This is a genomic window from Acetanaerobacterium elongatum (genome assembly GCF_900103835.1).
In the GTDB taxonomy this organism is placed as follows: domain Bacteria; phylum Bacillota; class Clostridia; order Oscillospirales; family Ruminococcaceae; genus Acetanaerobacterium; species Acetanaerobacterium elongatum.
In genome coordinates, this window is record NZ_FNID01000024.1 from 24,655 (window position 1) to 45,372 (window position 20,718).

Annotated in this window: 17 protein-coding genes; 7 read left to right on the forward strand and 10 right to left on the reverse strand. The window is 54.1% G+C overall.

Annotated elements, in window-relative coordinates:
- Positions 1-8: 8 nt before the first annotated feature.
- A complete protein-coding gene (locus BLR50_RS09580) occupies positions 9-1,055 on the forward strand; it encodes an LPXTG cell wall anchor domain-containing protein (protein ID WP_092641231.1) in 1,047 nt (348 codons plus the stop codon).
- Positions 1,056-1,241: 186 nt separating this feature from the next.
- On the opposite strand, the gene BLR50_RS09585 is transcribed toward BLR50_RS09580, so the two are convergent.
- The 6 genes from BLR50_RS09585 to BLR50_RS09610 form a co-directional block, all read right to left on the reverse strand.
- Positions 1,242-2,024, reverse strand: coding sequence for a hypothetical protein (locus BLR50_RS09585; RefSeq protein ID WP_092641234.1), 783 nt, complete (start codon positions 2,022-2,024; stop codon positions 1,242-1,244).
- A gap of 198 nt (positions 2,025-2,222) precedes the next feature.
- Entirely contained in the window at positions 2,223-4,304 is a 2,082-nt protein-coding gene (locus BLR50_RS09590; RefSeq protein ID WP_092641238.1) for an elongation factor G, read from the reverse strand.
- 298 nt (positions 4,305-4,602) lie between these two features.
- The gene (locus BLR50_RS09595; protein ID WP_092641241.1) at positions 4,603-7,644 is read right to left on the reverse strand and encodes a hypothetical protein; all 3,042 of its coding nucleotides are present in this window, start codon (positions 7,642-7,644) and stop codon (positions 4,603-4,605) included.
- A gap of 39 nt (positions 7,645-7,683) precedes the next feature.
- Positions 7,684-8,445 (reverse strand): 23S rRNA (guanosine(2251)-2'-O)-methyltransferase RlmB, encoded by a 762-nt coding sequence (gene rlmB, locus BLR50_RS09600; RefSeq protein ID WP_092641244.1) that lies wholly within the window; start codon positions 8,443-8,445, stop codon positions 7,684-7,686.
- A gap of 304 nt (positions 8,446-8,749) precedes the next feature.
- The gene (locus BLR50_RS09605; protein ID WP_092641247.1) at positions 8,750-9,025 is read right to left on the reverse strand and encodes a hypothetical protein; all 276 of its coding nucleotides are present in this window, start codon (positions 9,023-9,025) and stop codon (positions 8,750-8,752) included.
- A gap of 640 nt (positions 9,026-9,665) precedes the next feature.
- Positions 9,666-10,367 carry a DUF6062 family protein gene (locus tag BLR50_RS09610; RefSeq protein ID WP_143008089.1) on the reverse strand — a complete coding sequence of 234 codons (702 nt, stop codon included), beginning with the start codon at positions 10,365-10,367 and terminating at the stop codon, positions 9,666-9,668.
- A gap of 115 nt (positions 10,368-10,482) precedes the next feature.
- Between BLR50_RS09610 and BLR50_RS09615 the strand changes: the two genes are divergently transcribed.
- Entirely contained in the window at positions 10,483-11,337 is an 855-nt protein-coding gene (locus tag BLR50_RS09615) for a DNA-3-methyladenine glycosylase family protein (RefSeq protein WP_242871735.1), read from the forward strand.
- 172 nt (positions 11,338-11,509) lie between these two features.
- Here BLR50_RS09615 and BLR50_RS09620 read toward each other — a convergent pair whose 3' ends face one another.
- Complete coding sequence (locus BLR50_RS09620; RefSeq protein WP_092641252.1) at positions 11,510-12,745, reverse strand: hypothetical protein; 1,236 nt, start codon at positions 12,743-12,745, stop codon at positions 11,510-11,512.
- A 270-nt stretch (positions 12,746-13,015) separates the two neighbouring features.
- Here BLR50_RS09620 and BLR50_RS09625 point away from each other — a divergent pair, with 270 nt between their 5' ends.
- Positions 13,016-14,059 (forward strand): PocR ligand-binding domain-containing protein, encoded by a 1,044-nt coding sequence (locus BLR50_RS09625; protein ID WP_092641255.1) that lies wholly within the window; start codon positions 13,016-13,018, stop codon positions 14,057-14,059.
- Positions 14,060-14,149: 90 nt separating this feature from the next.
- On the opposite strand, the gene BLR50_RS09630 is transcribed toward BLR50_RS09625, so the two are convergent.
- Together BLR50_RS09630 and BLR50_RS09635 are read right to left on the reverse strand one after the other, a co-directional pair.
- On the reverse strand, positions 14,150-16,477 hold the full coding sequence (locus tag BLR50_RS09630; RefSeq protein ID WP_143008090.1) for a SpoIIE family protein phosphatase: 2,328 nt from the start codon (positions 16,475-16,477) through the stop codon (positions 14,150-14,152).
- A 386-nt stretch (positions 16,478-16,863) separates the two neighbouring features.
- Positions 16,864-17,577, reverse strand: a complete 714-nt coding sequence (locus BLR50_RS09635; RefSeq protein WP_092641261.1) for a YggS family pyridoxal phosphate-dependent enzyme — start codon at positions 17,575-17,577, stop codon at positions 16,864-16,866.
- 149 nt (positions 17,578-17,726) lie between these two features.
- Between BLR50_RS09635 and BLR50_RS09640 the strand changes: the two genes are divergently transcribed.
- The 4 genes from BLR50_RS09640 (at position 17,727) to BLR50_RS09655 (ending at position 20,386) form a co-directional block, all read left to right on the forward strand.
- A complete protein-coding gene (locus BLR50_RS09640) occupies positions 17,727-18,617 on the forward strand; it encodes a glucose 1-dehydrogenase (protein ID WP_205408685.1) in 891 nt (296 codons plus the stop codon).
- A 159-nt stretch (positions 18,618-18,776) separates the two neighbouring features.
- On the forward strand, positions 18,777-19,280 hold the full coding sequence (locus BLR50_RS09645) for a GNAT family N-acetyltransferase (RefSeq protein WP_092641267.1): 504 nt from the start codon (positions 18,777-18,779) through the stop codon (positions 19,278-19,280).
- Positions 19,281-19,362: 82 nt separating this feature from the next.
- A complete protein-coding gene (locus BLR50_RS09650) occupies positions 19,363-19,755 on the forward strand; it encodes a helix-turn-helix transcriptional regulator (protein ID WP_092641270.1) in 393 nt (130 codons plus the stop codon).
- Between the two features lie 43 nt (positions 19,756-19,798).
- Positions 19,799-20,386, forward strand: a complete 588-nt coding sequence (locus BLR50_RS09655) for an ATP-dependent Clp protease proteolytic subunit (RefSeq protein ID WP_092641273.1) — start codon at positions 19,799-19,801, stop codon at positions 20,384-20,386.
- A gap of 137 nt (positions 20,387-20,523) precedes the next feature.
- Here the strand turns inward: BLR50_RS09655 and BLR50_RS09660 are convergent.
- On the reverse strand, positions 20,524-20,718 hold a 195-nt coding region (locus tag BLR50_RS09660; protein WP_205408686.1), incomplete at its 5' end, for a transposase.

Sequence of the window (20,718 nt, forward strand, 5' to 3'; positions counted from 1 at the left end):
GAAACAACATGAAAAAACTTATTGCAATCGTACTTACTCTGACATTTGTACTGAGCTTGGCAACCATCGTTTCAGCCGCCGACATCAGTGGTGAAATTATCGGCACTGTTCCCGGCACTTCCACCTTCCCCACCGCATTGCAGTTTACCGATGAACCCGTTAACGTGGACCTTGCACCCGGTGGCAACTTTGACACTTGGAACGGCGGCGAGAGCCTCAGCGTAGCCTCTTCCGATACCAACAAGCTTACCGTAAGCTACAAGAAGACCACCGCAACTGACGGTTCAGTAGTTTACTCCGTAAAGCTGTCCCCCGTTAAGACCATCACTGCCGAAGAGCATGACGTTAAGGTTACCATTGTAATTGCTCAGGTTAAGAGCACCGGCGATCGTGTAAAGGGTACCGTAGAGAAAACCATCACCATGTTCAACGAAAGACAGGATGATACCGACCTTATCCCTCAGGCTGATGATACCTACAAAATGATTGCTTCCAGCCCCGTTATCGATGCCTCCGTATTCGCGAAGGTAGCCGAGAGCCAGCAGAAGCTGAGCATCAACTACCCCTCTTACAGCGTAGTATTCTCCAAGGTTGCCAACCAGGATACCTCCCTCTACCTTGCAGCTACCACCACCGTGCCGGATTATATCACTAAGATTGCAAACGGCAAGGACGTTAAGTACATCAACTTCCCCGGCAGCCCCTACTTAAAGGACAACGCAAAGATCTCTGTTAACTTCAATAATGACTGGCAGAACGAAAACGGCACCACCGCTTATGTTTATGCCGTAAAAAACAGCGTTCTTGTAGGCGAGCCGATTGTAGCTACCATTGAAAACGGCGCAGTAGTTTTCGAGACCAAGGGTCGTCTCGGCGAGTATGCAATCTTTGCGACCAAGATGGCTTCCATTCCCGATGCAGCTAACACCAGCTCCACCCCCGCTACCGCAAACCCCAATACCGGTGATTCTTCCTCGATTGTAATCGCTATGGTTCTTGCAACCCTTGCACTGGCCGGCGCAGGCTTCGTGGCAGTTAAAAAGGCCAGCAAGTAATTTATTTACCCTTAGTTTCTAACTTCTAACCACAAGCAAACAGCCATCGGCTCTGCCGATGGCTGTTTGCTTTAGCCTGTGAAAAAGTCCGGCTGCGACTGGGTTTTTTTTACAGGCTGGAACCACTCACCCACGAGTGGTTTTCTAAACAAAAACCGAAGCCTGCATCGCTTCGGTTTAATATAATTACTGTTGCTTTGGTTCGTCATTATCATTTGTAAACGGAACAGACGATTGTTGAACATTTTCTTGTTGAACGGGCGGCACAGCATTCCCCTGCCCGTAATAAGGGGGCGGTGTGGTGCCGTAGGGCTGTTGAGGCGGCGCCCAGTTCCAGTTTGGCGCGGCATTTGAGCTGCCATAGATCGATACTGCCGGCTTGTTACGGATGGATAACAGCAAAAAAGGATAGGTGACGCTTATAAAGATGGAGAGCAGCAAAAACATCACCGCGTTTTGCGGGGTGTAATCCTCGAAGGTTTTATACAATACAATATACATCACCACCGAAAACCCTATTGCTACCGCATTCAAAAGAAGAGAAAACAGCGGTGACAATGTCATAAACAAACCAGACGGCCCGGAGGCTGAAAAGCTCCTGTAAAATCCTCTGTGTTGAAAAAAGTTTGGGAGTTGATCAAATCCCGATGAAAAGGCAGTACCAAGACCGAACACAATACCCAGCACTATTACGATAACACCCGAAAAGCTTGTTACAATACTCAGCACCAGCAGCCAGGTTCTGAAGTTCGAAGCCTTGCCCTTGCGCCGGTTAATATCATCGGCAACGGCGCCCTTGAGGTAGTCGCTGGCCACCGGTATCCATGCAAGCCATGGCTTATCATACCCGCGGTTTTTTGAAATGGTATAGTAGCTGATGGCATTAAGAATATAAAACAGGATACCAAGCACCGCACTGATACTCAGCATAACGCCGATAAAGCCAATAAGGAAATTCATTGCCTGCATAAAAAGTAACCTCCAATATCATAAGGATCCATTCCTTCCGATTTGTTTTATTCTACCATAGTATTTTTAGCAGAACAATAACTAAGCTATGAACATTTTATAATATTAATGGCCGCAGACGGGGTTATAAAAATATAACGATATACATACGCCCCCAACCGGCAGAACCGACTGGGGGCGATCATGTTTAGTAACCGATTATTTCTCCTCTTCCTCCTGGTGCAACAGCTTAGCGTCTTCAATTACCGCCGCTTCCAGCTGCGAGGGCAGCTGTTCGTAGCGTGTAAAGGTGAGCGAGAAGCTGCCGCGGCCCTGTGTCATCGAGCGCAGAACGGTGGTAAAATCGCTCATCTCGCTCATCGGCACCTCGGCCTCCACCATCTGCAGCTTTTCCTCGGTGGGAGACATACCCAGCACACGCCCGCGGCGCTTGTTCATCTCGCTGATAACATCGCCGGTGTTAGCGTCTGGCACCATAATCTTTGCAGTACCGATCGGCTCCAGTATCGCGGGGGAAGCCGTAGGCAGTGCGGCCTTGTAAGCAAGCGACGCCGCCATCTTAAACGACATTTCGGAGGAATCTACCGGGTGGTAGGAGCCATCCACAAGTGTAGCCTTGAGGCCCACTACGGGGTAGCCCGCCAGCACGCCGTGCTTTACGCAGTCGCGCAGGCCCTTTTCAACCGCAGGGAAGAAGTTCTTGGGCACCGAGCCGCCGAACACCTTCTCTTCGAACACCAGGTCTTCGCTGTCGCAAGGCTCGAACTCTATCCACACATCGCCGAACTGGCCGTGGCCGCCCGACTGCTTCTTGTGCCTGCCCTGCACCTTTACCTTCTTGCGGATGGTCTCGCGGTAGGGTACGCGTGGCTTTTCAAGCGAAACATCAACGCCGAACTTGCTCTTGAGTTTGGAAACCAGAACATCCAGATGCTGGTCACCAAGGCCGGAGATCAACTGCTGATGGGTTTCGGAGTTTGTAACAAAGCCGATAGAGGGGTCCTCCTCCATCAGGCGCTGGATGCCCTGTGCTATCTTGCCCTCATCGCCCTTGGCCTTGGGCTTGATGGACATGGACATGCAGGGGGCGGGGAACTTAACGCTCTCAAAGCTTACCACGCGCTTGGGGTCACAAAGGGTGTCGCCCGTAACGGTTTCGGAAAGCTTGGAAACGGCGGCGATATCACCCGCAAGAACGCTGGGCGCATCCTCCTGCTTCTTACCCTTGATATAGATAAGCTTGCCCAAGCGCTCGGGGTTGCCGGTGCGGGCATTTATAGGAGCGATTTCAGGGCTGATCTTGCCCGAAACTACCTTAAAATACGACAGCTTGCCCACAAACGGGTCGGCTACCGTCTTAAACACAAACAATGAAAGTGGTGCTGCTTCGTCACATGCAATCTCCACCTCTTTGCCGCTGGCGTCCTTCGCGGTTTCGCCCGCCTTCTCCTTTGCGGTTGGCAACAGGGTGGTAATAGCGCCAAGCAACAGATCCACCGCGGCAAGGGTGAGGCCGGAGCCGCAGAGCACAGGGGTAATCACACCGCTCTTGGTGCCCTCCACCACGCCTTTCGAGAGCTCCTCGGCGGTAAACGGCTCGCCCATAAAGAATTTATCCATCAGTGCCTCGTCGGTTTCGGCAATCGCCTCGCTGATGGCCCCTAAAATCTCATCATGAACCGCGTCCTCCGGCACCGGTACCTCGGTGGCCTTGCCGGAAGCGTCGTACTGATAAGCACGATCTTCAAGGATATTGATGTAACAGGTAACCTTGCGGTTTTCCACATGAGGAATCACCACCGGGCAGATGGCAGTGCCGAAGCGCTCCTTGAGTGCGGTGTAAACCTTGTAGAAGTCGGCGTTATCGTTATCCATCTTGGTAACGAAGATAATCTTAGCCTTGTTGTTCTTCTGGGCGTATTTATAGGCCTTCTCCATGCCCACCGTAACGCCGGATTTACCCGAAACCGCGATGATTACGCTCTCGGCAGGGCGCATACCCTCGTAAAAGCCGCCCTCAAAGTCAAACAGTCCGGGAGTATCTATGAGATTAATCTTGCTGTTGTTAAACTCAATGGGTGCAAGAGAAGCCGAAACCGAGACCTTGCGCTTAATCTCCTCAGCGTCAAAATCACAGATAGTGTTCCCCTCAGCCACCTTTCCCAGCCTGTCGGTGCCCTTTGTCAAAAACAAAAGAGCCTCCGCCAAAGATGTTTTTCCCGAACCGCCGTGACCTGCCAAGGCAACATTCCTGATCTTGTCTGCTGTGTATTGCCTCAATTTCATTCTCCCCTTTCTTCGGCCCGTTATGTTTGGGCTGATACCTCATTCCTTTGGAATTCAGTAATTCTCCGCCCCAAAGATGAAGCTGCGGGCCTTATGTTACCTTTGCTTACCTTACCAATTGGCAAAATGTGAAGCAACGTTAGTGATTATTATAGCGTATTTACACATATTTTTCAACTTGTTTTTAAATACATTTAGTGAATTTGTGCACTTAAACTGTCAAAAATTTGATGGGCTGATTGTATAAATTATACAATCAGCCCATCGATTTTTCTGAGATTCAATTGATTTTTCAGTATTTCCGCGCACTGATAAACACCGTAACTACCAGTGCCGCAACCAGCTGATACGAGAGCAGCAGCAGCGGGTTAATAAGCGAGATGCCGTAAAAGAAGGTAAACAGCGTGGCAAGCGCATAACCGAGCAGGATAAACACCATCTGCACCACTAAGGCGGTGGTGGTAGAGGACTTCACCCTTGCGGCGGCTATCACCGTATCCATCATCGCCATCGCGCCGCCCATGTTGGCGGCCCCGGCAAGGCCGGCGGGCTTTTCTTCGGTAAGCTCCAGGTAAGCGCCGTGCAGCGAGGCGGGCATAATGCGCACCATATCGTAGTCCAGCTCATACAGGTCAGAGAGCATATCGCGTGTGATGTTCGGGTCGGTGGTTTTCACCAAAACGGCAATGCCGCTCTGCTCCAGCCGCTTTAGGCGGCGGTACACCGCGGGGTCGGCGTGGTAGCTGATGACGAACATCGAGGCAAGCTCGCCGGAGGTGGCAAGATACATCAGATCCCGGCCATCCTGCGTGTACTTGAGCTCATACTCGCGCGGGGGCAGCTCCACGCCGTGGTGGCGCATCAGCTCGCGGTTGCCGATGAGCACCCGTTTGCCGTTCACCCACGCCGAGATGCCCATGCCCTCTTCGTAGACAATATCCTCAACGTTTTCAAGAATCTCCTTACGCCCCTCAATAATCTGGTAGAAGATGTCGGACATGGTGCCGCCCACCTTCTCCATAATACTGGCAGCCTCGAGAATCGACATGTCGATACGTCCGCCCTTAAAGGTGCGGATACCGTGCAGCGTGATGCTGCCCGAGGGGAACAGCTCCGCCGCGTTCACCGCAACCGCCGTAGCCTCAGAGATTGACTCCACCGCGTCGCTGCCCGAAAGCATGGCCCCGCGAGGCGTTAGGCTTTTGGCCGCGCGCAGCAACGGAAGGTTAATTACCGCAATCGAGGTAAACGGTGCACAAACACACAGCACTGCCGTAAACACGGTAAAGCAGGAAAGAACATCCTTATATAAGAAATAGGAAGCAGCCGAAAGCACCACCGCCGCCCCGAAGCAGATGGGGGAAAGGATGCGGCTGGCGCCCTGCGCCTGTTCATCATCATAGGAGAAATGCAAAAATCCCTTTAAAAAGCCGGCAGGAGCCGAAACCGCAACCTGCGGCTCCTCGTCGTCCAGCACCGTTGCGGCGTTGCGAGCAAACTCGCCGCTTTTGGCAAGCTGCACCTCATACAGCCGCTCGCCGCTGCCCGCAACCGAAAGGTTGTGCCGCACACGCGAAAGGACCATAAGCTTGCCCAGCGAGTTAAACCACAGCCCGATGATGGCTACCACACAGTAATACTGCGCGTTGGAGTTGTTTATCAGCGACGGCCTTGCCACAAACGCGAAGGTATAGATAAGTGTGGCTACCGAGGCTAAAGCCGTCATGCTGTCGGCATTGGCCTTCAGCTTAAAAAGCGAAAGCAGCCCGTGGCTGATGGGCATAATGCTAACTAAAAAGCTTACAAAGCTTAGTGCAAACAGCGCCAGCGCATACATTCCCGGCGCCTTTTGCGCGCTGATGGCCTCGGGGATGGGCAGGGCTGTTGCAATGCGGGTTAATATCAGGTAGATGGCACCCACCGAGGTGACGGTAAGCGCCGCAGTTCTTAATACACCGAATATCTGCCTCAGCTGCAGGCGGCGCAGTACCTTGGGGGTATCCTCGGGGGAGCTTAATTCGTTTTCGTCCGGTTCAAAATCCTCGGCGGTCGGTAGTTCCTCATTCTCCGAAAGATCACCGTCCTGCTCTAGCATCCGGTAAGACTGCCAGCGGCTCAGCCGGCTCTCCTCCTGAGGAACAGCCGCAAGCGGCCTGCCGGCAAGGGGGTTTACCCCTGCAAGCTCACCTGCCGCCTCCATAGCGGGGGAAACAGCATCAAACTGCCTGGTATCATGCTCTTGCTGTGGCTGCGGTGCAGCCTGCCTCTCCTGGGGTACCTGCGGAGCACCGTAATAGGGAGCATCGAAACCCTTATCCATTGGCGGTTCAGGCGAGGCTGCCTGAGGAGCACCGTAGTAGGGAGCATTGAATCCCCTGTCTACCGGCGGTTCAGGCTCAGCAGCCTGCGAAGTACCATTGTAGGGGGTATTATAGCCCTTATTCATCGGTGGCTCGGAGGGAACAGCCTGCGGAGCACCACGGTAGGAAGCATTAAAGCCCCTATCGTCCTGCGGCTCCAGTGGAGCTGCCTGCGGAGTGCCACGGTAGGAAGCATTAAAACCTCTATCCTCCGGCGGTTCAAAAGCCATAGGCTCGGGGCGCCGCGGCTCATTTTCCACCTGCGGCCGAACCGGGCGGTGAAGCTTAAAGCCGGTAGACGCAGGTGCCTGCATCTGTGCTGACGGTGCCTGCGGCGACGCGGGAGCTTTCTGCTGTACTGGTGGTTGATACGCTTTAGGTGCCGACTGCTCCGGCTCGTATACCCCGCTCAGCGGCGGCCTGGATACCGACGGCGGCGTAAAGGTGAGCGGCTCCTGCCAAACGGGGGTGGGAGCCTGCTGCGGCACCGGAGCGGTATACGGCTGTGGCTGCTGCACATGCGGTGCGGTATAATAGCCCGCGTTGCGCTCCGGCGGGTAGTCCTCGCGGGTTCTCGCAGGCGGCGCAGGCTCCTGAGGCCGGCGGGGCGCGGTATTCTGGTAGGCGCCGAACACCTCGCTTTCACGAGCGATGGAAAAGCCCTTCGGCTGCGCGTTCCTCGCTGTGCGGGGCTGAGCCTGCGGTGCCTGCTGCTCTATGTAAGCGGGGTTTGGATGGGTGTTGTTTGAAAAAGAGGCGCTCCCTGCCTGCGTGGGGGCACTGTAACTCTGCGGCGGCACCTGTTTATAGGTATTGCCGGCTTCCTGCGGGGCTTCGTTTGCAGAAGCACGGCGGTTCTCCGCAGGTATAATGGGGGGGGTATTTCCGTCCTCCGGTGCGCCGTAAACCTTTTGTTCCTTGATGCGTTTAGCTTCGTTTAAGATCTCGTCCAAGGAATAATAGTCATCAAACATCTAACGTTCTTCCCCCTTTGACTGCTGAATCTGAGAACATTATAACTTCAAGCGTTGCCGTGCCACCTCGAACATCAATATGCCGCCCGCCACCGAGGCGTTTAACGACGACACCTTGCCGAGCATGGGCAGCGAAACAATAAAATCACATTTATCCTTTACAAGACGGCCGATTCCTTCGCCCTCCGAGCCGATAACAAGCCCTACGGCACCGCCGAAATCCTGCCTGCACCACGGGGTAGCGTTCATATCAGCACCGTAAATCCACACGCCGTTTTCCTTCAGCTCATCAATCGCAGCGGGAATGTTGGCCACCTTTGCCACCGGCAGATGCGCACACGCGCCCGCCGAGGCCTTGAACACCGCCGCGGTAACCGAGGCGCTGCGCCGTTTGGCGATAATCATGCCATGAGCACCCGCGGCCTCCGCCGTACGGATGAGCGCGCCGAGGTTGTGCGGGTCTTCGATCCCATCGGCGATAATGATAAACGGGGGCTCGTCCTTTTCCTTCGCGCGGGCAAGGATGTCGTCAACCGAGGCATACTCGATGGCTGCCATCACTGCCGCCACACCCTGATGGGTTTCGCCGCCCGCCAGATGGGTGAGCTTTTCGGCAGAAACCTCCTTAACAGGAATTCCGCTGTCTTTGGCAAGCGCGATAATCTTGGATATGCTGCCCTGACGTTCGCCCTGCAGCACATAGAGGGTATCCACCGTTTTGCCCGATTTCAGTGCCTCCAGCACGGCGTTTCTGCCAACAATCGCATCGGTGGACCGTTCCTGCGAATTCTCTCTCTGCATCTGTGTCTGTTCTCCGTTGCCGCTTTGCGCCGGCCATTCTATTTGTTTTTCTATGTATAACACAATAATATTAGCTGCAGCAACAGTGGCCCAAAAGTCATTGTGTTATATATGGCGCATGTGCGTATGCACGCGCCATGGCGTTTAGCCCGTCTTTATATCACTGAGTAATGTCTGGGGGCATTATTCAGTGATATATGTATGCGTGCCCTAACCCGCAAAGCAGATGGTAAGGGCACATTTATTTTTTATTATAGCATACCTATGGTTATTTTTGAAATGAAATATAGAGGGATTTAACAGATTATTTCATCAGCAGCATGAAGCACAGGCTGGAAATAGCAGCCCCCGCCGCCGCCGCCGCCATAATCTTTAATACCCCCGCGAGGATGGTGGAGCGAAAGATCGCTGCCCTGCGAATCTTCGGCCCGTGCAGCGTCATATAGGAGTTGGCCTGACGCTTGAGCTCCGGCTCCGCCGCGTTTCGTTTTTCGTTATTAACGATGAAAATAATCCGTTCAAAAAAATCATTCTCGGTATTGATAACCTCAATTACCCGTTTGTTGGTTCCGCGCAGCATCTTCCGGTCTACCCCCCGCTTAACAAATACATCAAAATAGGCACCTGCTTTATTTTTGGCTGCTTACGCTCAAGTTATGCGCCAGATGCTGCCTGTGTTGGGGGTAAAAAGAGGGCTTGTTTACATGAAATTTCTGGATATACAGTCGATATACATCCCATATTGTGGAATACTCAGTTGAAAACGTTGAAAACACGCGGCTTATACCCGATGTAAACATAAAGTTTACATAACAGATGTTGAAAACTCTGTTGAAAAGGTTGAAAATCCAGTTTAAAACATCCGCAAAAGCCTTTGTGACTGTACAAAATCTTTATGCATAACGGTTGAAAAACTTTATTATGTTAACTGATACCGTTTTAGAATAGAAAGTATGTAAAACGCTTGACCTCAATAGTTGTTATGATTTACCAGTATTTTTTATACAGTAAGTTTTTACCCCTTTACGACATCTTCTGTTGAATTTCGCCATGCTTAGATACTCCACGCCAAAGTTTCTGTGCACTATTATCCATTAATGTAGTTTATTCTGTATAGGCTGACAAATTAAACCTATAAAACCACACCGCCCTTATTGCCACCGATTCAGCTTGCATCCGGCATCGTATCAGGCACAGGCTTACGGCGGTTCTGCCACGCTTTACTCGGGGCGGACGGAGGTAAGGTAACCGATGGCGCGCTCCACCGAGGTTTTAGCCTCCGTGCGGTCGATATCCACCCCCGCGCTGCGGTAATCAAACATCTTACAGAAGCTGCTCACATCCGCCTTGGTCTTCTCCAGGTAGCTTTTGGTAAGGGCGGTGGAGACGGTTAAAAACTCCGCAAGCTCCTTTTTGCCCAGGCGCTTTTGGGCACGCTCAACAAGCTGAAGGTAGTGCGGCAGGCAGAGGAACGGCTGCTCGGCGTAGAGGGTGCGAAACGCCTGCTCCCTGCCCCAGATGGTGAACAGGTTGGCCGTCATCTGCTCCATGGAGGCATCCACCTTGGCGCAGACATAGCACCCCTGTGCCATCGACTTGGCGGTGCGGATGTCCGCCTTGCCGCCCTTAAGCGCTTTCTCGTCGGGCAGCGCCTTGATAAGCTCATCCAGATGGCTTTCGAGCATCAGCGCCAGCGAAAGGCGGTTCTTGCGTTTGAGCATCCTGCCATAGTGGCCGGAGCAGAAGCCCTGCGAGTTCGTCTGTATGCGGATATCCGGCTCCATCATCGCGGCGCCCATGATGGCGTCGAGCGCGCGCTCCTCCAGCAGATCGTGCAGGCGGCAGAGGGGGCAGCCGTCCTTCGGCTCGAAAACCTCGCTGATGGGGATGGTGTACAGGGTTTCCTTCATGGTGATGGCCATTCCTTTCCTGTGGATATGGTGTACATTTCTTGAATTTTTATTTCAGTTACTAAAGCTATTATACCACATCAATGATATAATGGTAGTATTATATACTATTGGTGGGGGTTTTGTCGTGGAGATACAGGTTTCGGGGAAGGATATTGTCATCACTCACCTGCAGGATTTCTGCCTGCGGGATATCCTGTGCTGCGGGCAGTGCTTTGTGTTTCGCGAGCTTGCGCCCGATACCTTCTTCGGCACGGCGGGCGGCAGGGCGCTTACCGTCTCGCAAAGCGGTGACACCCTTACGCTGCACAACACCACCCCCACCGACTTCGAGGGCTTCTGGCGCGGGTATTTTGACCTTGACCGCGACTACGCCGCCGTAAAGCGCGCCCTCTGCTGCGACGAAACCCTGCGCCTTGCGGTGGCATATGCCCCCGGCATGCGGGTGCTGCGCCAGCCGCCGTGGGAGGCGCTGTGCTCGTTTATATTATCGCAGAACAACAACATCAAGCGCATTCAGGGGATTGTAGAGCGCCTGTGTGAAACCTTCGGCGAGGCGCTGCCCGGCGGCGGGTACGGCTTCCCTACTCCGCAGACGCTTGCAAGCCTTACGGTGGAGGACTTAGCCCCGCTGCGGGCGGGCTTTCGTGCAAAATATATCCTTGACGCCGCGCAAAAGGTGGCCTCGGGCGAGGTAAACCTTAACGAGCTGTACACGCTGGATATTGACGACGCCCGCCGGTCGCTTATGCGCATTAAAGGCGTGGGCATTAAGGTGGCCGACTGCGCGCTGCTTTACGGCGCCTCACGGGTGGAGGCCTTCCCGCTCGACGTGTGGATGAAGCGGGCGATGGCCTCGCTGTTCCCGAAAGGGCTGCCGGACTGCGCCGTACCCTATGCGGGGCTGGCGCAGCAGTATATCTTTCATTACATACGGTGCGGGGTAAAGGGCGCGTGTGAGGTTGGGGCTGAGGGGAAATAAAAGAGCCGCAGCCATGAGGGCTGCGGCGGGGTAAATGGCACGCCAACCGCCAACACAAACATAGGGGCAGACCGGTGCGTCTGCCCCTATAAAACTATGCGGGTGAAGCGGAACGGTCAAGACCGTTCACTACAAGAAAACCGAAAGCAGGGCTTCAATCGCCCCTGCTCCATTATTCTTTAGTAGTCTCCTCTTTGACATAGGAAATATATCTATAATTATCCCCGTCCACCTCAAGGACTGCCTGGCAATTCCAGCGAAGAATAGCTTCCGAACTGGTAATGCTGTCTTTCATCGTTAAGGTAAGCCGGTTACCCTCCTGTTTTGCGCTGACGATTTCTGTATCCGCCGTCGTGCCGATTCCGCCCGTCCAATAGGCGTTGCGCTTTTTGTCGTAGTACTGCGATTTCCGTATCTGCTCCGGCGTTACGTCAAGGTGCTTCATCACCGCCGCCTCAAGCTCCTTGGCGGGCATATAGGGGTTGCCGAAATACTCCTCAATGGGGGTGTTCTTGGGCATGTCTACCTCGCCCGTACCGCACAGGTAGATATAGTAAACCACCAGCGCGTCCGGTTCAAGCTTTGCGGCATCGTTCCAAGTACTCCGCCCCAAATCATACTCAAACGCCTCTGCGTATTTTTTGTACCGTTCGAGCTTCTCGGTCTCCTTTAAAAACGTCTCGCTGCATTTATAGGAAACATACTTCACCGTATTGTCACCGGTCAGCTCCACCGTCAGCGTGCCGCTCGGGAAGATGAGCCTGTCCTTCCCGTAGGGCCTGTAGTTCACCGCCGCATACCCCGCGAGCAGGGTGGCCTCCTTATCCTCCACTTTACCGGGGTCTGGCACCGTCAGCCCCACCTCTATCTCAATCCGGCTGCCCTTTTGCGTTGCAGAGATAGCGCGGAATGGCAGTTCTTGCTTATGGGTGTACAGGTGATAGGTCTGCGCCTTTTTGTTATACATCCATGAGGTTCTCAAATAATCGGCACTCACATCAAAATGACGCTGCAGCGCCGCCTCCACCTCTGCCGCCGATGGGTCGGGGGTATTGAGGTTTACATCTGCGGGGCGGTTTAACAGGTTATTATCCCCGCAGATACTTATCAGATGATTCACTTGAATCTCCGACGCGCTTGCCCATGGGTAGCACAGGCAGTAGTCGCCGAGGGGTGCTACGTAGGCTTTGGTAACGGCCTCGATATCGCTTAAATCGACGGGCGCGCTGTTAGTACCGGAGCTTAGTGCCGCCGCCTTGCTTTCCTGCCCGGACGAGCCTTGCGCCTGAGATGACAACAGCTCCCCAACCGGAACAGGGTTTTGCTTGTTCACTCCTGTGCAGGAGCCAAGCAGCATTGCGCCCGCCAGTAATCCGGCGGCTGCTTTGAGGATACCTTTTACCCGCATGATGATTCCCTCTTTCATTAATACGAACCATATCCTAACAGATTTTGCATTATTAATAAAGTGCATTAATACTTACATTTTACTTCATTTTAAAAATTTGTCTATTATTTAAGTGGATTGTAGAATATGGTTACTTTTCACAATTCGAGCAAATTGACGTCGATATTTTTTATTATAATTGACATATTAAATGGTTATTGATATGATATTAGTAAAAGATAAAGTGTTTTTTCTTGTAACAACAAATACATCCTACATAAGGAGAAAAAAATGATTTCTGTTGTTGACTCTAAGGTGGATCTTAAAAAGCTCGAGCTTGCAGACATTATTGACGTCAATGTATTGCAGAAATTTTTAGATAACTTTGCGGTGGGGTTTAACTGCGCCGCCGTTTCGGTAGGCCGGCACGGCGAGGAATTCACGCGCCCCAGCCACTACCGCCCGTTTTGCTCCAACTATATCCACGCAAGCAAGGTCGGCGACGAGCGCTGCGCCGTTTGCCACAACGACTTCGGGCGAAAGGCAATCTCCATCGGCCGCCCCTACATAGGGCAGTGCCATGCGGGCCTGGTAGACTTCTCCGCACCTGTGATCATCAACGGTGAACACATCGGAACCGTTCTGGGCGGGCAGATACTTGAAAAGCCCGCAGACGAGAAAACCATCCGCCGGGTAGCCTCCGAAATCGGCACCAGCAGCGACGGGCTGTGGGAGGCCGCGGAGCAGATTGACATTGTTCCGATGAAAACCATCGAGGCTGCCGCAGAGGTAATGTATATCGTAGTAAACGCGCTGGCGCAGAGCGGCTACAACCGCATCGAAACCGATCTGCTTTCGTCTGACCTGGCCAACAACTTCATCCAGATATCCGCCACCATCGACAATCTGTCGGAGGATTCCCAAACCATCACCGTAAGCCAGAGCAATCTGGTAGAGGAGATCAACCAGATTCGCGATAACATTAAGGAGATTACCAAGGTTCTTGAATCGATTAAGCAGATTGCGTACCAAACCACCATTCTGGGCGTAAATGCGTCTATCGAGGCCGCGCATATCGGAAAGGCCGGAAAAGGCTTTGCGGTGGTGGCCGACGAAATCCGCAGGCTTTCGGATACCACTAAGGCTACCGTTGAGTCGATCGACCATATCAAGCAGACCATCGATTCCAGCATCAACACCACGTTAAAGAGCGCCAACACAACGCTCGGCACCACCAGCAACCAATCCGCCGCAATGGAGGAGCTATCCGCCACCGTACAAAGCTCGGTTACCCTTGCCGAAGACCTCCGCTCATTGTTCGGCAAGAAGCAATAAATACCTTCCCCACTAATACAATATGAAACAATAAAGGCTCCCCCGCAGCAGAAACCCTCTGCCGCAGGGAAGCCTTTTCTCATTTCCTGTTTATACGTTCGCCGTTACCAGCACCGCCGCTGCCGAGATGTCATCGTCGTGCCCGTCGCTGCGGCGCTTCTTGGCGGTTTCTACTATATACTTTGCAAGGTTACCCATGTCGTCGCTGTCGTACCGCTCCAGCTCCTGGATAATCCACTCGGGGCCGTCGGCCAAGGCACCGTCAGAAACCATCAGCACCATGTCGCCGCTCTCCAGCTTCAGCTGGTTCTGATCGATAGAAACACCGTTTAGGATGCCGATGGGTAAGCTGTCGCCCTCCAGCATGAAGGTCTTTCCCGCGCTTTTTACAAAGGTTGGCGCGGCGCCCGCCTTATAGATCTGCGTTTTACCGGTGTACAGGTCGATGAGCGTGATGTCGGCGGTAGAGAGCGATTCCTCCGCCGATTTTACCAGCAGCGCGGAGTTTGCAAACTTCATGGCGCCCTCCGGCCGTAACCCGGCGCTGATCATCTTGGTGAGCAGCGAGGAGGTCATGGCGGAATCCACTGCCGCTGCGGGGCCGCTGCCCATGCCGTCGCTCAGCACTACCTGTACCTGCCCGCCGGAATTTGCCACATAGCGGATATTGTCGCCGCACACCCGCCCGTCCTTGAACGCGGATTGGTACTCGCCGTAGAGCACCGTCAGCCTGGGCTTTTCGCGCAGGCGGATGGTTGTGAGGTTATCCTTCTCGGTAATCACCGGAAGTGCCAGGCTCTTCTTGCACACCACGCCCAGCGCCTTGGCCAGCTTCACGCGGCTGATGCTCTCGATCTCGTCGGTGGCAATGCGGATGGTTAAGAGCAACCGTCCGTCTTTGTCGTTTTCGCACAGCACGCCGGTGGGCGTGATGCCGGTACCCTCCAAGTACTCCCTTACTGCTGCCGAAAGCGCCGCGTTCACCTCATGCCGGTTTATCACCTCTCGGCTCAGCTCGTCCAGCAGCTCAGACATTGTCTCAAACTGCTCCGAGACAATCGACCGCACCTCGCCAAAACGCCGCACCGAGCTTTCCCGCGCGCGGAACCGGCTGAAACCGTCGTTTACGGCAGTGATGATTCGGCGGGTTTTCTTGCAGCTTTCCAGGAATTCCGGCGGGAAGTCGTCCTCGGCGATGGTGCTCTGCTGCCTATATGCCTCCGAAAGGGTATTGAACGCGCCCATAGTGCGGTTGTAGTGCTTGCCCCAGCAGCTAAATCGCTTGTCACAGTGCCCGCAAACGCTGTGCGAAACCTCGTCGTACACCGAGGAGATATCACCCGACTGGATGCGGCCAAGCCCCTGCGACACCGTCTCTACCGCCGTACGCACCTCACGCATGGCATTCCCCGCAAGGGTAAGCCGCGTGTACACCTCCGCATCAGCCTCCGCCTGCGGCTTAAGGCTCTCTAGCTTAAACAGGGCGGCGCGATTGATGAGCTTCTGCGGCAGCAGCATATACACAAGCGTTGCGGCCATCACCTCATACAGCACCGATAAGGGAACCACGTCGGTGCCCGCCATCAGCACGGCCATGCCGTTGGCGAGGATAAACGCCGCAGCGCTTCCGGTGCGCCCGAACACGCCGAACACCCCTGCAAGCAGCGCCGCAAAGCCATACACCGCCGCCAGTACAATGAGGTTAAAGCTCGCAAGCCCCGAGGTTACACCCACCACAACCCCCGCCGCACAAGCCGCTGCCGGGCCGTAGGCAGACGCGATTACCAGAATTACCAGCACCGCCGCAAACCGCCCCACCGAAAAGCCCATGACATTTACCCCGCACAGTGCCAGCAGCATAATACTGGCCACCACCACCAGGCAGGCGTGCTGCTTACGGTCTACCACGCTGGCAAGAAACCCCTGGTCAAGCGACTGCAGCGCAACCGAGCAGAAGAAGGCCACGGCTGCGGAAAGCACCGCCTCGGCTGCCGAAACGGTAACGCCCGCTGCGTCGGCCATCAGCGTGTAGGCGGATAGCAGCGAGGGTACCCCTGTGGCCAGCAGTGCCACCGCGGCCAAAAAGCCGCTCTTTTTCGCAAGCTTCACACGATTATTCAGCAGCAGGCGGATTACCGCCACTACACAAAGCGCCAAGAGGTATTTCGTAGCACCCGCTACCGGCAGCAGCGGCAGGCAGTAGCCCACCGCGGCGCCCAGCAGGGCCGGAAACAGCAGGCTTGCCGGCACCCCGGCGGCAAACGCCACGCCGAAGGGTGCGATACGGTCAAACATCCCGGCGCGGGACATTAAAATACCCGCGGCAAACACCGCCGCCCACCGCCCCAGCAGGCGGATATCCAGATACGGCGCAACCAACGCCGCCAAACGGTTTTGTGTAGCTGAACGCTGTTTCATAGTAAGATCCATGCCCTTTCTTTTAGGCTTTACGCCTAAAAAAAGGCATAAAACCGATTTTGAAAAGTGTCGATGCCGCTTGCGGCAGGAGCGGCTACGCATACGATGAAAGACTTCGTCTTTTAAACAGACAGTTTTTAGAAGGCTGAAAGATTTTATTTCAACCAAACCTTTAGTAAAACATCTGCGTATATTCTTAAGCCGCTGCGAATACACATAAACTGACCCTGTGTTTACTGTTATTATTGGTATTAATTACCTAATTTATACTACCCCCGTCCGCTCAAGAAACCTGTCGCAACCATGGTACATAAGGAATCAAAACAGGCAGAAAAAAGGAGTACCCGCAATAATTTGTGGGTACTCCTATATGAATTAAAGCTATTCTACTGTATATATATCCTTGGCCCAAAAAGCGCGGTGCCTACGCGCACAAGGGTTGAGCCCTCCAGAATCGCCTCCTGGTAGTCGCCGGACATACCCATCGAGAGCACATGCGGTATCTGCTTACTGAAATACGGCTCGGTTTGGTCGAAAAGCACCTTCATGCGCGCAAAATAACGGCGCGCCTCATCGGGAGTTTCGGCACGCGGCGGGATGCACATCAGCCCCGCAATCCGCAGGCTGGGCAGCTTTGCAATCTCCTCCAGCAGCGCCTGCAGCCCCTGCGGCTCCACCCCGCTCTTGGAAAGCTCGCCTCCGATGTTCACCTCAACAAGGATATCCTGAAACTGCACACTCGCGGCTAAACCCGAAAGCTGCTGCATGGTGTGGCTAACTTCCTGCGCAAGCTTTAGGCTATCCACCGAATGGATGAGCACTACCTTCCCCGCCACCTGACGCACCTTATTGGTTTGCAGGTGCCCGATGAAATGCAGCGCCGCGCCCTCATACGCGTTTTGCGCGAGCTTTTCGGTCAGCTCCTGCACGCGGTTTTCCCCCGCCGCCTTCACTCCGCAGGCGATGGCCTCGCGCACGGTTGCGGCATCCTGCGTTTTGGTGGCGGCAAGCAGGGTGATCTCATCGGCTCTGCGGCCCGCCTTTTGCGCCGCCTTTGCAATCTGCCGCTCAATCTCCTTGAGCTTTTCGGCTAAATCCATTCGGAAACACCAGCTTTCAACTATATCAATTCAATATTGGATTTTAATTATACCAGAATCAGCCTTGCACTGTCTATGACTTAACACTCGTATAGCCTGCGGTCTAGTGGGGATACTAGCTGAAAATGCGCATAATAAGGAGAATGATAATGTCAAATAACAGTACCTACGAGAATATCCCCGTGATAACCCCTTCGCAGTTCCCGCCGCAGCATCAGCCGCTTCAGCCCGGCTCGCAGGGCGCCATGAACCCCATCCCGATTACCGACAACCCGCTCTACCACGGCAGCGGAAAGCTGGAAGGCCGTGTTGCCATCGTTACCGGCGGCGACAGCGGCATCGGGCAGGCGGTGGCGGTGGCGTTTGCCAAGGAGGGCGCCGACATCGTGGTGCCGTTTTACAGCGAGCAGGAGGATGCGGGCGAAACCGTGCGGTTGGTTTCGGCTACCGGCAGGCGCTGCGTAACGGTAATCTGCGACCTTAAGCAGGAGTCAAGCGCCCGGCAGGTGGTGGATACCGCCCTTCATGATTTTGGGCATATCAGCATCCTCGTAAACAATATCGCGGTGCAGTTTCCGCAAAACAGCATCTCTGACATCACTGTGGAGCAGCTCAACAACACCTTTGCCACCAACATCATCAGCTATTTTTATATGACCAAGGCGGTGCTTCCCCATCTCAGGCAGGGCGCCAGCATCATCAACACCACCTCGGTGACGGCCTACAAAGGGCAGCCTACCCTCATCGACTACTCCGCCAGCAAGGGCGCGGTGGTGTCGTTCACCCGCTCGATGGCGCTCTCGCTTGCCTCAAACGGCATTCGTGTAAACGCCGTTGCCCCCGGCCCGGTGTGGACACCGCTCATCCCTTCAAGCTTCAGCGAAGAGGATGTTGCCAAATTCGGCAAGAATGTCCCGCTCGGGCGCGCCGCGCAGCCGTTTGAGCTCGCCCCCACCTATGTATACCTCGCGAGCGACGACTCCGCCTTTGTCACCGGTCAGGTGCTGCATGTAAACGGCGGCATTATCACCGATTCCTGATTTTTCGCCAATCTTTGCATATAATCCACAAGCGGGCCGTATCCGACCCGCTTTTTATTTGCCAGTTCTCTCAATAGCAAAAGGAATAAAGATGTGCTATAATCAGTTCAATTTACCTGAACCAACAGAATATTTGACATCGAGAGGAAGGATTGCATCATGAACTGTGGGATACGCAAATGGCGGATTGAGGACGCTGCCGACCTGGCCGCGGCCCTGAACAACACAAAGATTATGGATAACCTGCGCGACGGCCTGCCCTACCCCTATACCGCTGCCGACGCTGAGGGCTACATCACCGCCATGCTGAGCGCGGAGAAAGACAGCGTCTACGCCTTTGCCATCACGGTAGACGACAAGGCGGTTGGCAGCATCGGCGTGTTCCGCAAGGAGAACATCCACCGCCGCACCGCCGAAATCGGGTACTATGTTGCGGAGCCCTACTGGGGCAAGGGCGTCGGCACCGCCGCGCTGAAGGAGACCTGCCGCTATGTGTTTAAGCACACCGACATTCTGCGCATCTTCGCCGAGCCGTTTGCCTATAATCAGGCGTCCTGCCGTATCCTTGAAAAGGCGGGCTTTACCTGCGAGGGCACATTAAGAAGCAACGCGGTGAAGAACGGCAAGGTGCAGGATATGAAGATGTATTCGCTCATCAAATAGCAATAAAACCGCAAGAGATATCAGGTTATTTCATACACTCTGTGATATAATGAACATAAACCCTATGCAAAGGAGCGTTTATATGGATTACAAGCATCAGATGAAGCAGGCTGCCGACTATATTGAAACGCACCTGTGCGAGCCTATCCGTCTGGCGGAGGTGGCAAGGCAGACGTTTCTTTCGCCCTACCATTTTCACCGGATATTCCGCACCCAAACGGGCGTTGCCGTAATGGCCTATGTGCGCAGCCGCCGTTTATCCGAGGCCGCGCGCGAGCTGAAGGAAACCGACACCCGCATCACCGACCTTGCGTTTAAATACCAGTTTAATTCGGAGGAGGCATTCTCCCGCGCGTTTAAGGGGCTATTCGGCCTAAGCCCGAGGGAATACCGCCAGACCGCGCGTGCCGCTCAGCCTGTGTGCGTGCAGCATACCGCGCACACCTCCTGCGGTTCACCGCGCATGGCGGCATAGTGCCTATTCCGAAGCCATACATTTTATAAAGGGATGATTGTACATGAGCTTAGTACCGGTAGTAATTGAACAAACCAGCCGCGGCGAGCGGTCGTATGATATCTACTCGCGGCTGCTGAATGACCGCATTATCATGTTAAGCGAAGAGGTAAACGACACCACCGCAAGCCTTATTATCGCGCAGCTCTTGTTTCTGGAGGGCGCCGACCCCGACAAGGACATCCAGTTTTACATCAACAGCCCCGGCGGCTCGGTAACCTCGGCGTTCGCCATCTTCGACACCATGCGCTACATCAAGCCGGATGTTTCCACCATCTGCGTGGGCCTTGCCGCAAGCGCCGCCTCGTTCTTGCTGGCGGCGGGCACCAAGGGCAAGCGGTTTGTGCTGCCCAACAGCGAGGTGCTTATCCATCAGCCATGGGTGCAGGGCATTAAGGGGCAGGCCACCGACATCAAGATTCACGCCGACTGGCTGCAGGGCACCAAGGCCAAGCTCAACCGCTATTTCAGCGAGCTTACCGGCCAGCCGATTGAGCGCATTAATCAGGACATGGAGCGCGACCACTTTCTCACTGCGCAGGAGGCCAAGGACTACGGTCTAGTCGATGCGGTAATCACCAGCAGGGTTTAATCAAAACCACCAGTTAAACTGGTGGTATGCACCAGCCCTAAAAGGGCATATTACTGGCACAGCGTCTCAAGACGCACTGAATGGTTCCGCCAACCGCATTACTATTACGGGCAGCCGCTAAAGCGGCTGTTCGTTTTTCATGCCTTTGTTTCCTTGCTACCCGTGAACGGGTCTATGTATTCTTTGAATGATATTTGATCTGAAGCTATGTCTTCTTGTAATTGGTTTTTGATATATTCTTCAATTACTTTTGCATTTCTTCCTACTGTATCAACATAATATCCTCTGCACCAGAAATGCCTGTTCCCATACTTATACTTCAAATTTGCATG

What these genes read in the sequence shown, in the direction of transcription:
- BLR50_RS09635 (WP_092641261.1), bottom strand. Translation starts at nt 17,577, where the DNA reads ATGGATTTAGCCGAAAAGCTCAAGGAGATTGAGCGGCAGATTGCAAAG.
- BLR50_RS09640 (WP_205408685.1), top strand. Translation starts at nt 17,727, where the DNA reads ATGTCAAATAACAGTACCTACGAGAATATCCCCGTGATAACCCCTTCG.
- BLR50_RS09625 (WP_092641255.1), top strand. Translation starts at nt 13,016, where the DNA reads ATGATTTCTGTTGTTGACTCTAAGGTGGATCTTAAAAAGCTCGAGCTT.
- BLR50_RS09620 (WP_092641252.1), bottom strand. Translation starts at nt 12,745, where the DNA reads ATGCGGGTAAAAGGTATCCTCAAAGCAGCCGCCGGATTACTGGCGGGC.
- rlmB (WP_092641244.1), bottom strand. Translation starts at nt 8,445, where the DNA reads ATGCAGAGAGAGAATTCGCAGGAACGGTCCACCGATGCGATTGTTGGC.
- BLR50_RS09655 (WP_092641273.1), top strand. Translation starts at nt 19,799, where the DNA reads ATGAGCTTAGTACCGGTAGTAATTGAACAAACCAGCCGCGGCGAGCGG.
- BLR50_RS09605 (WP_092641247.1), bottom strand. Translation starts at nt 9,025, where the DNA reads ATGCTGCGCGGAACCAACAAACGGGTAATTGAGGTTATCAATACCGAG.
- BLR50_RS09630 (WP_143008090.1), bottom strand. Translation starts at nt 16,477, where the DNA reads ATGAAACAGCGTTCAGCTACACAAAACCGTTTGGCGGCGTTGGTTGCG.
- BLR50_RS09645 (WP_092641267.1), top strand. Translation starts at nt 18,777, where the DNA reads ATGAACTGTGGGATACGCAAATGGCGGATTGAGGACGCTGCCGACCTG.
- BLR50_RS09580 (WP_092641231.1), top strand. Translation starts at nt 9, where the DNA reads ATGAAAAAACTTATTGCAATCGTACTTACTCTGACATTTGTACTGAGC.
- BLR50_RS09650 (WP_092641270.1), top strand. Translation starts at nt 19,363, where the DNA reads ATGGATTACAAGCATCAGATGAAGCAGGCTGCCGACTATATTGAAACG.
- BLR50_RS09595 (WP_092641241.1), bottom strand. Translation starts at nt 7,644, where the DNA reads ATGTTTGATGACTATTATTCCTTGGACGAGATCTTAAACGAAGCTAAA.
- BLR50_RS09610 (WP_143008089.1), bottom strand. Translation starts at nt 10,367, where the DNA reads ATGGCCATCACCATGAAGGAAACCCTGTACACCATCCCCATCAGCGAG.
- BLR50_RS09585 (WP_092641234.1), bottom strand. Translation starts at nt 2,024, where the DNA reads ATGCAGGCAATGAATTTCCTTATTGGCTTTATCGGCGTTATGCTGAGT.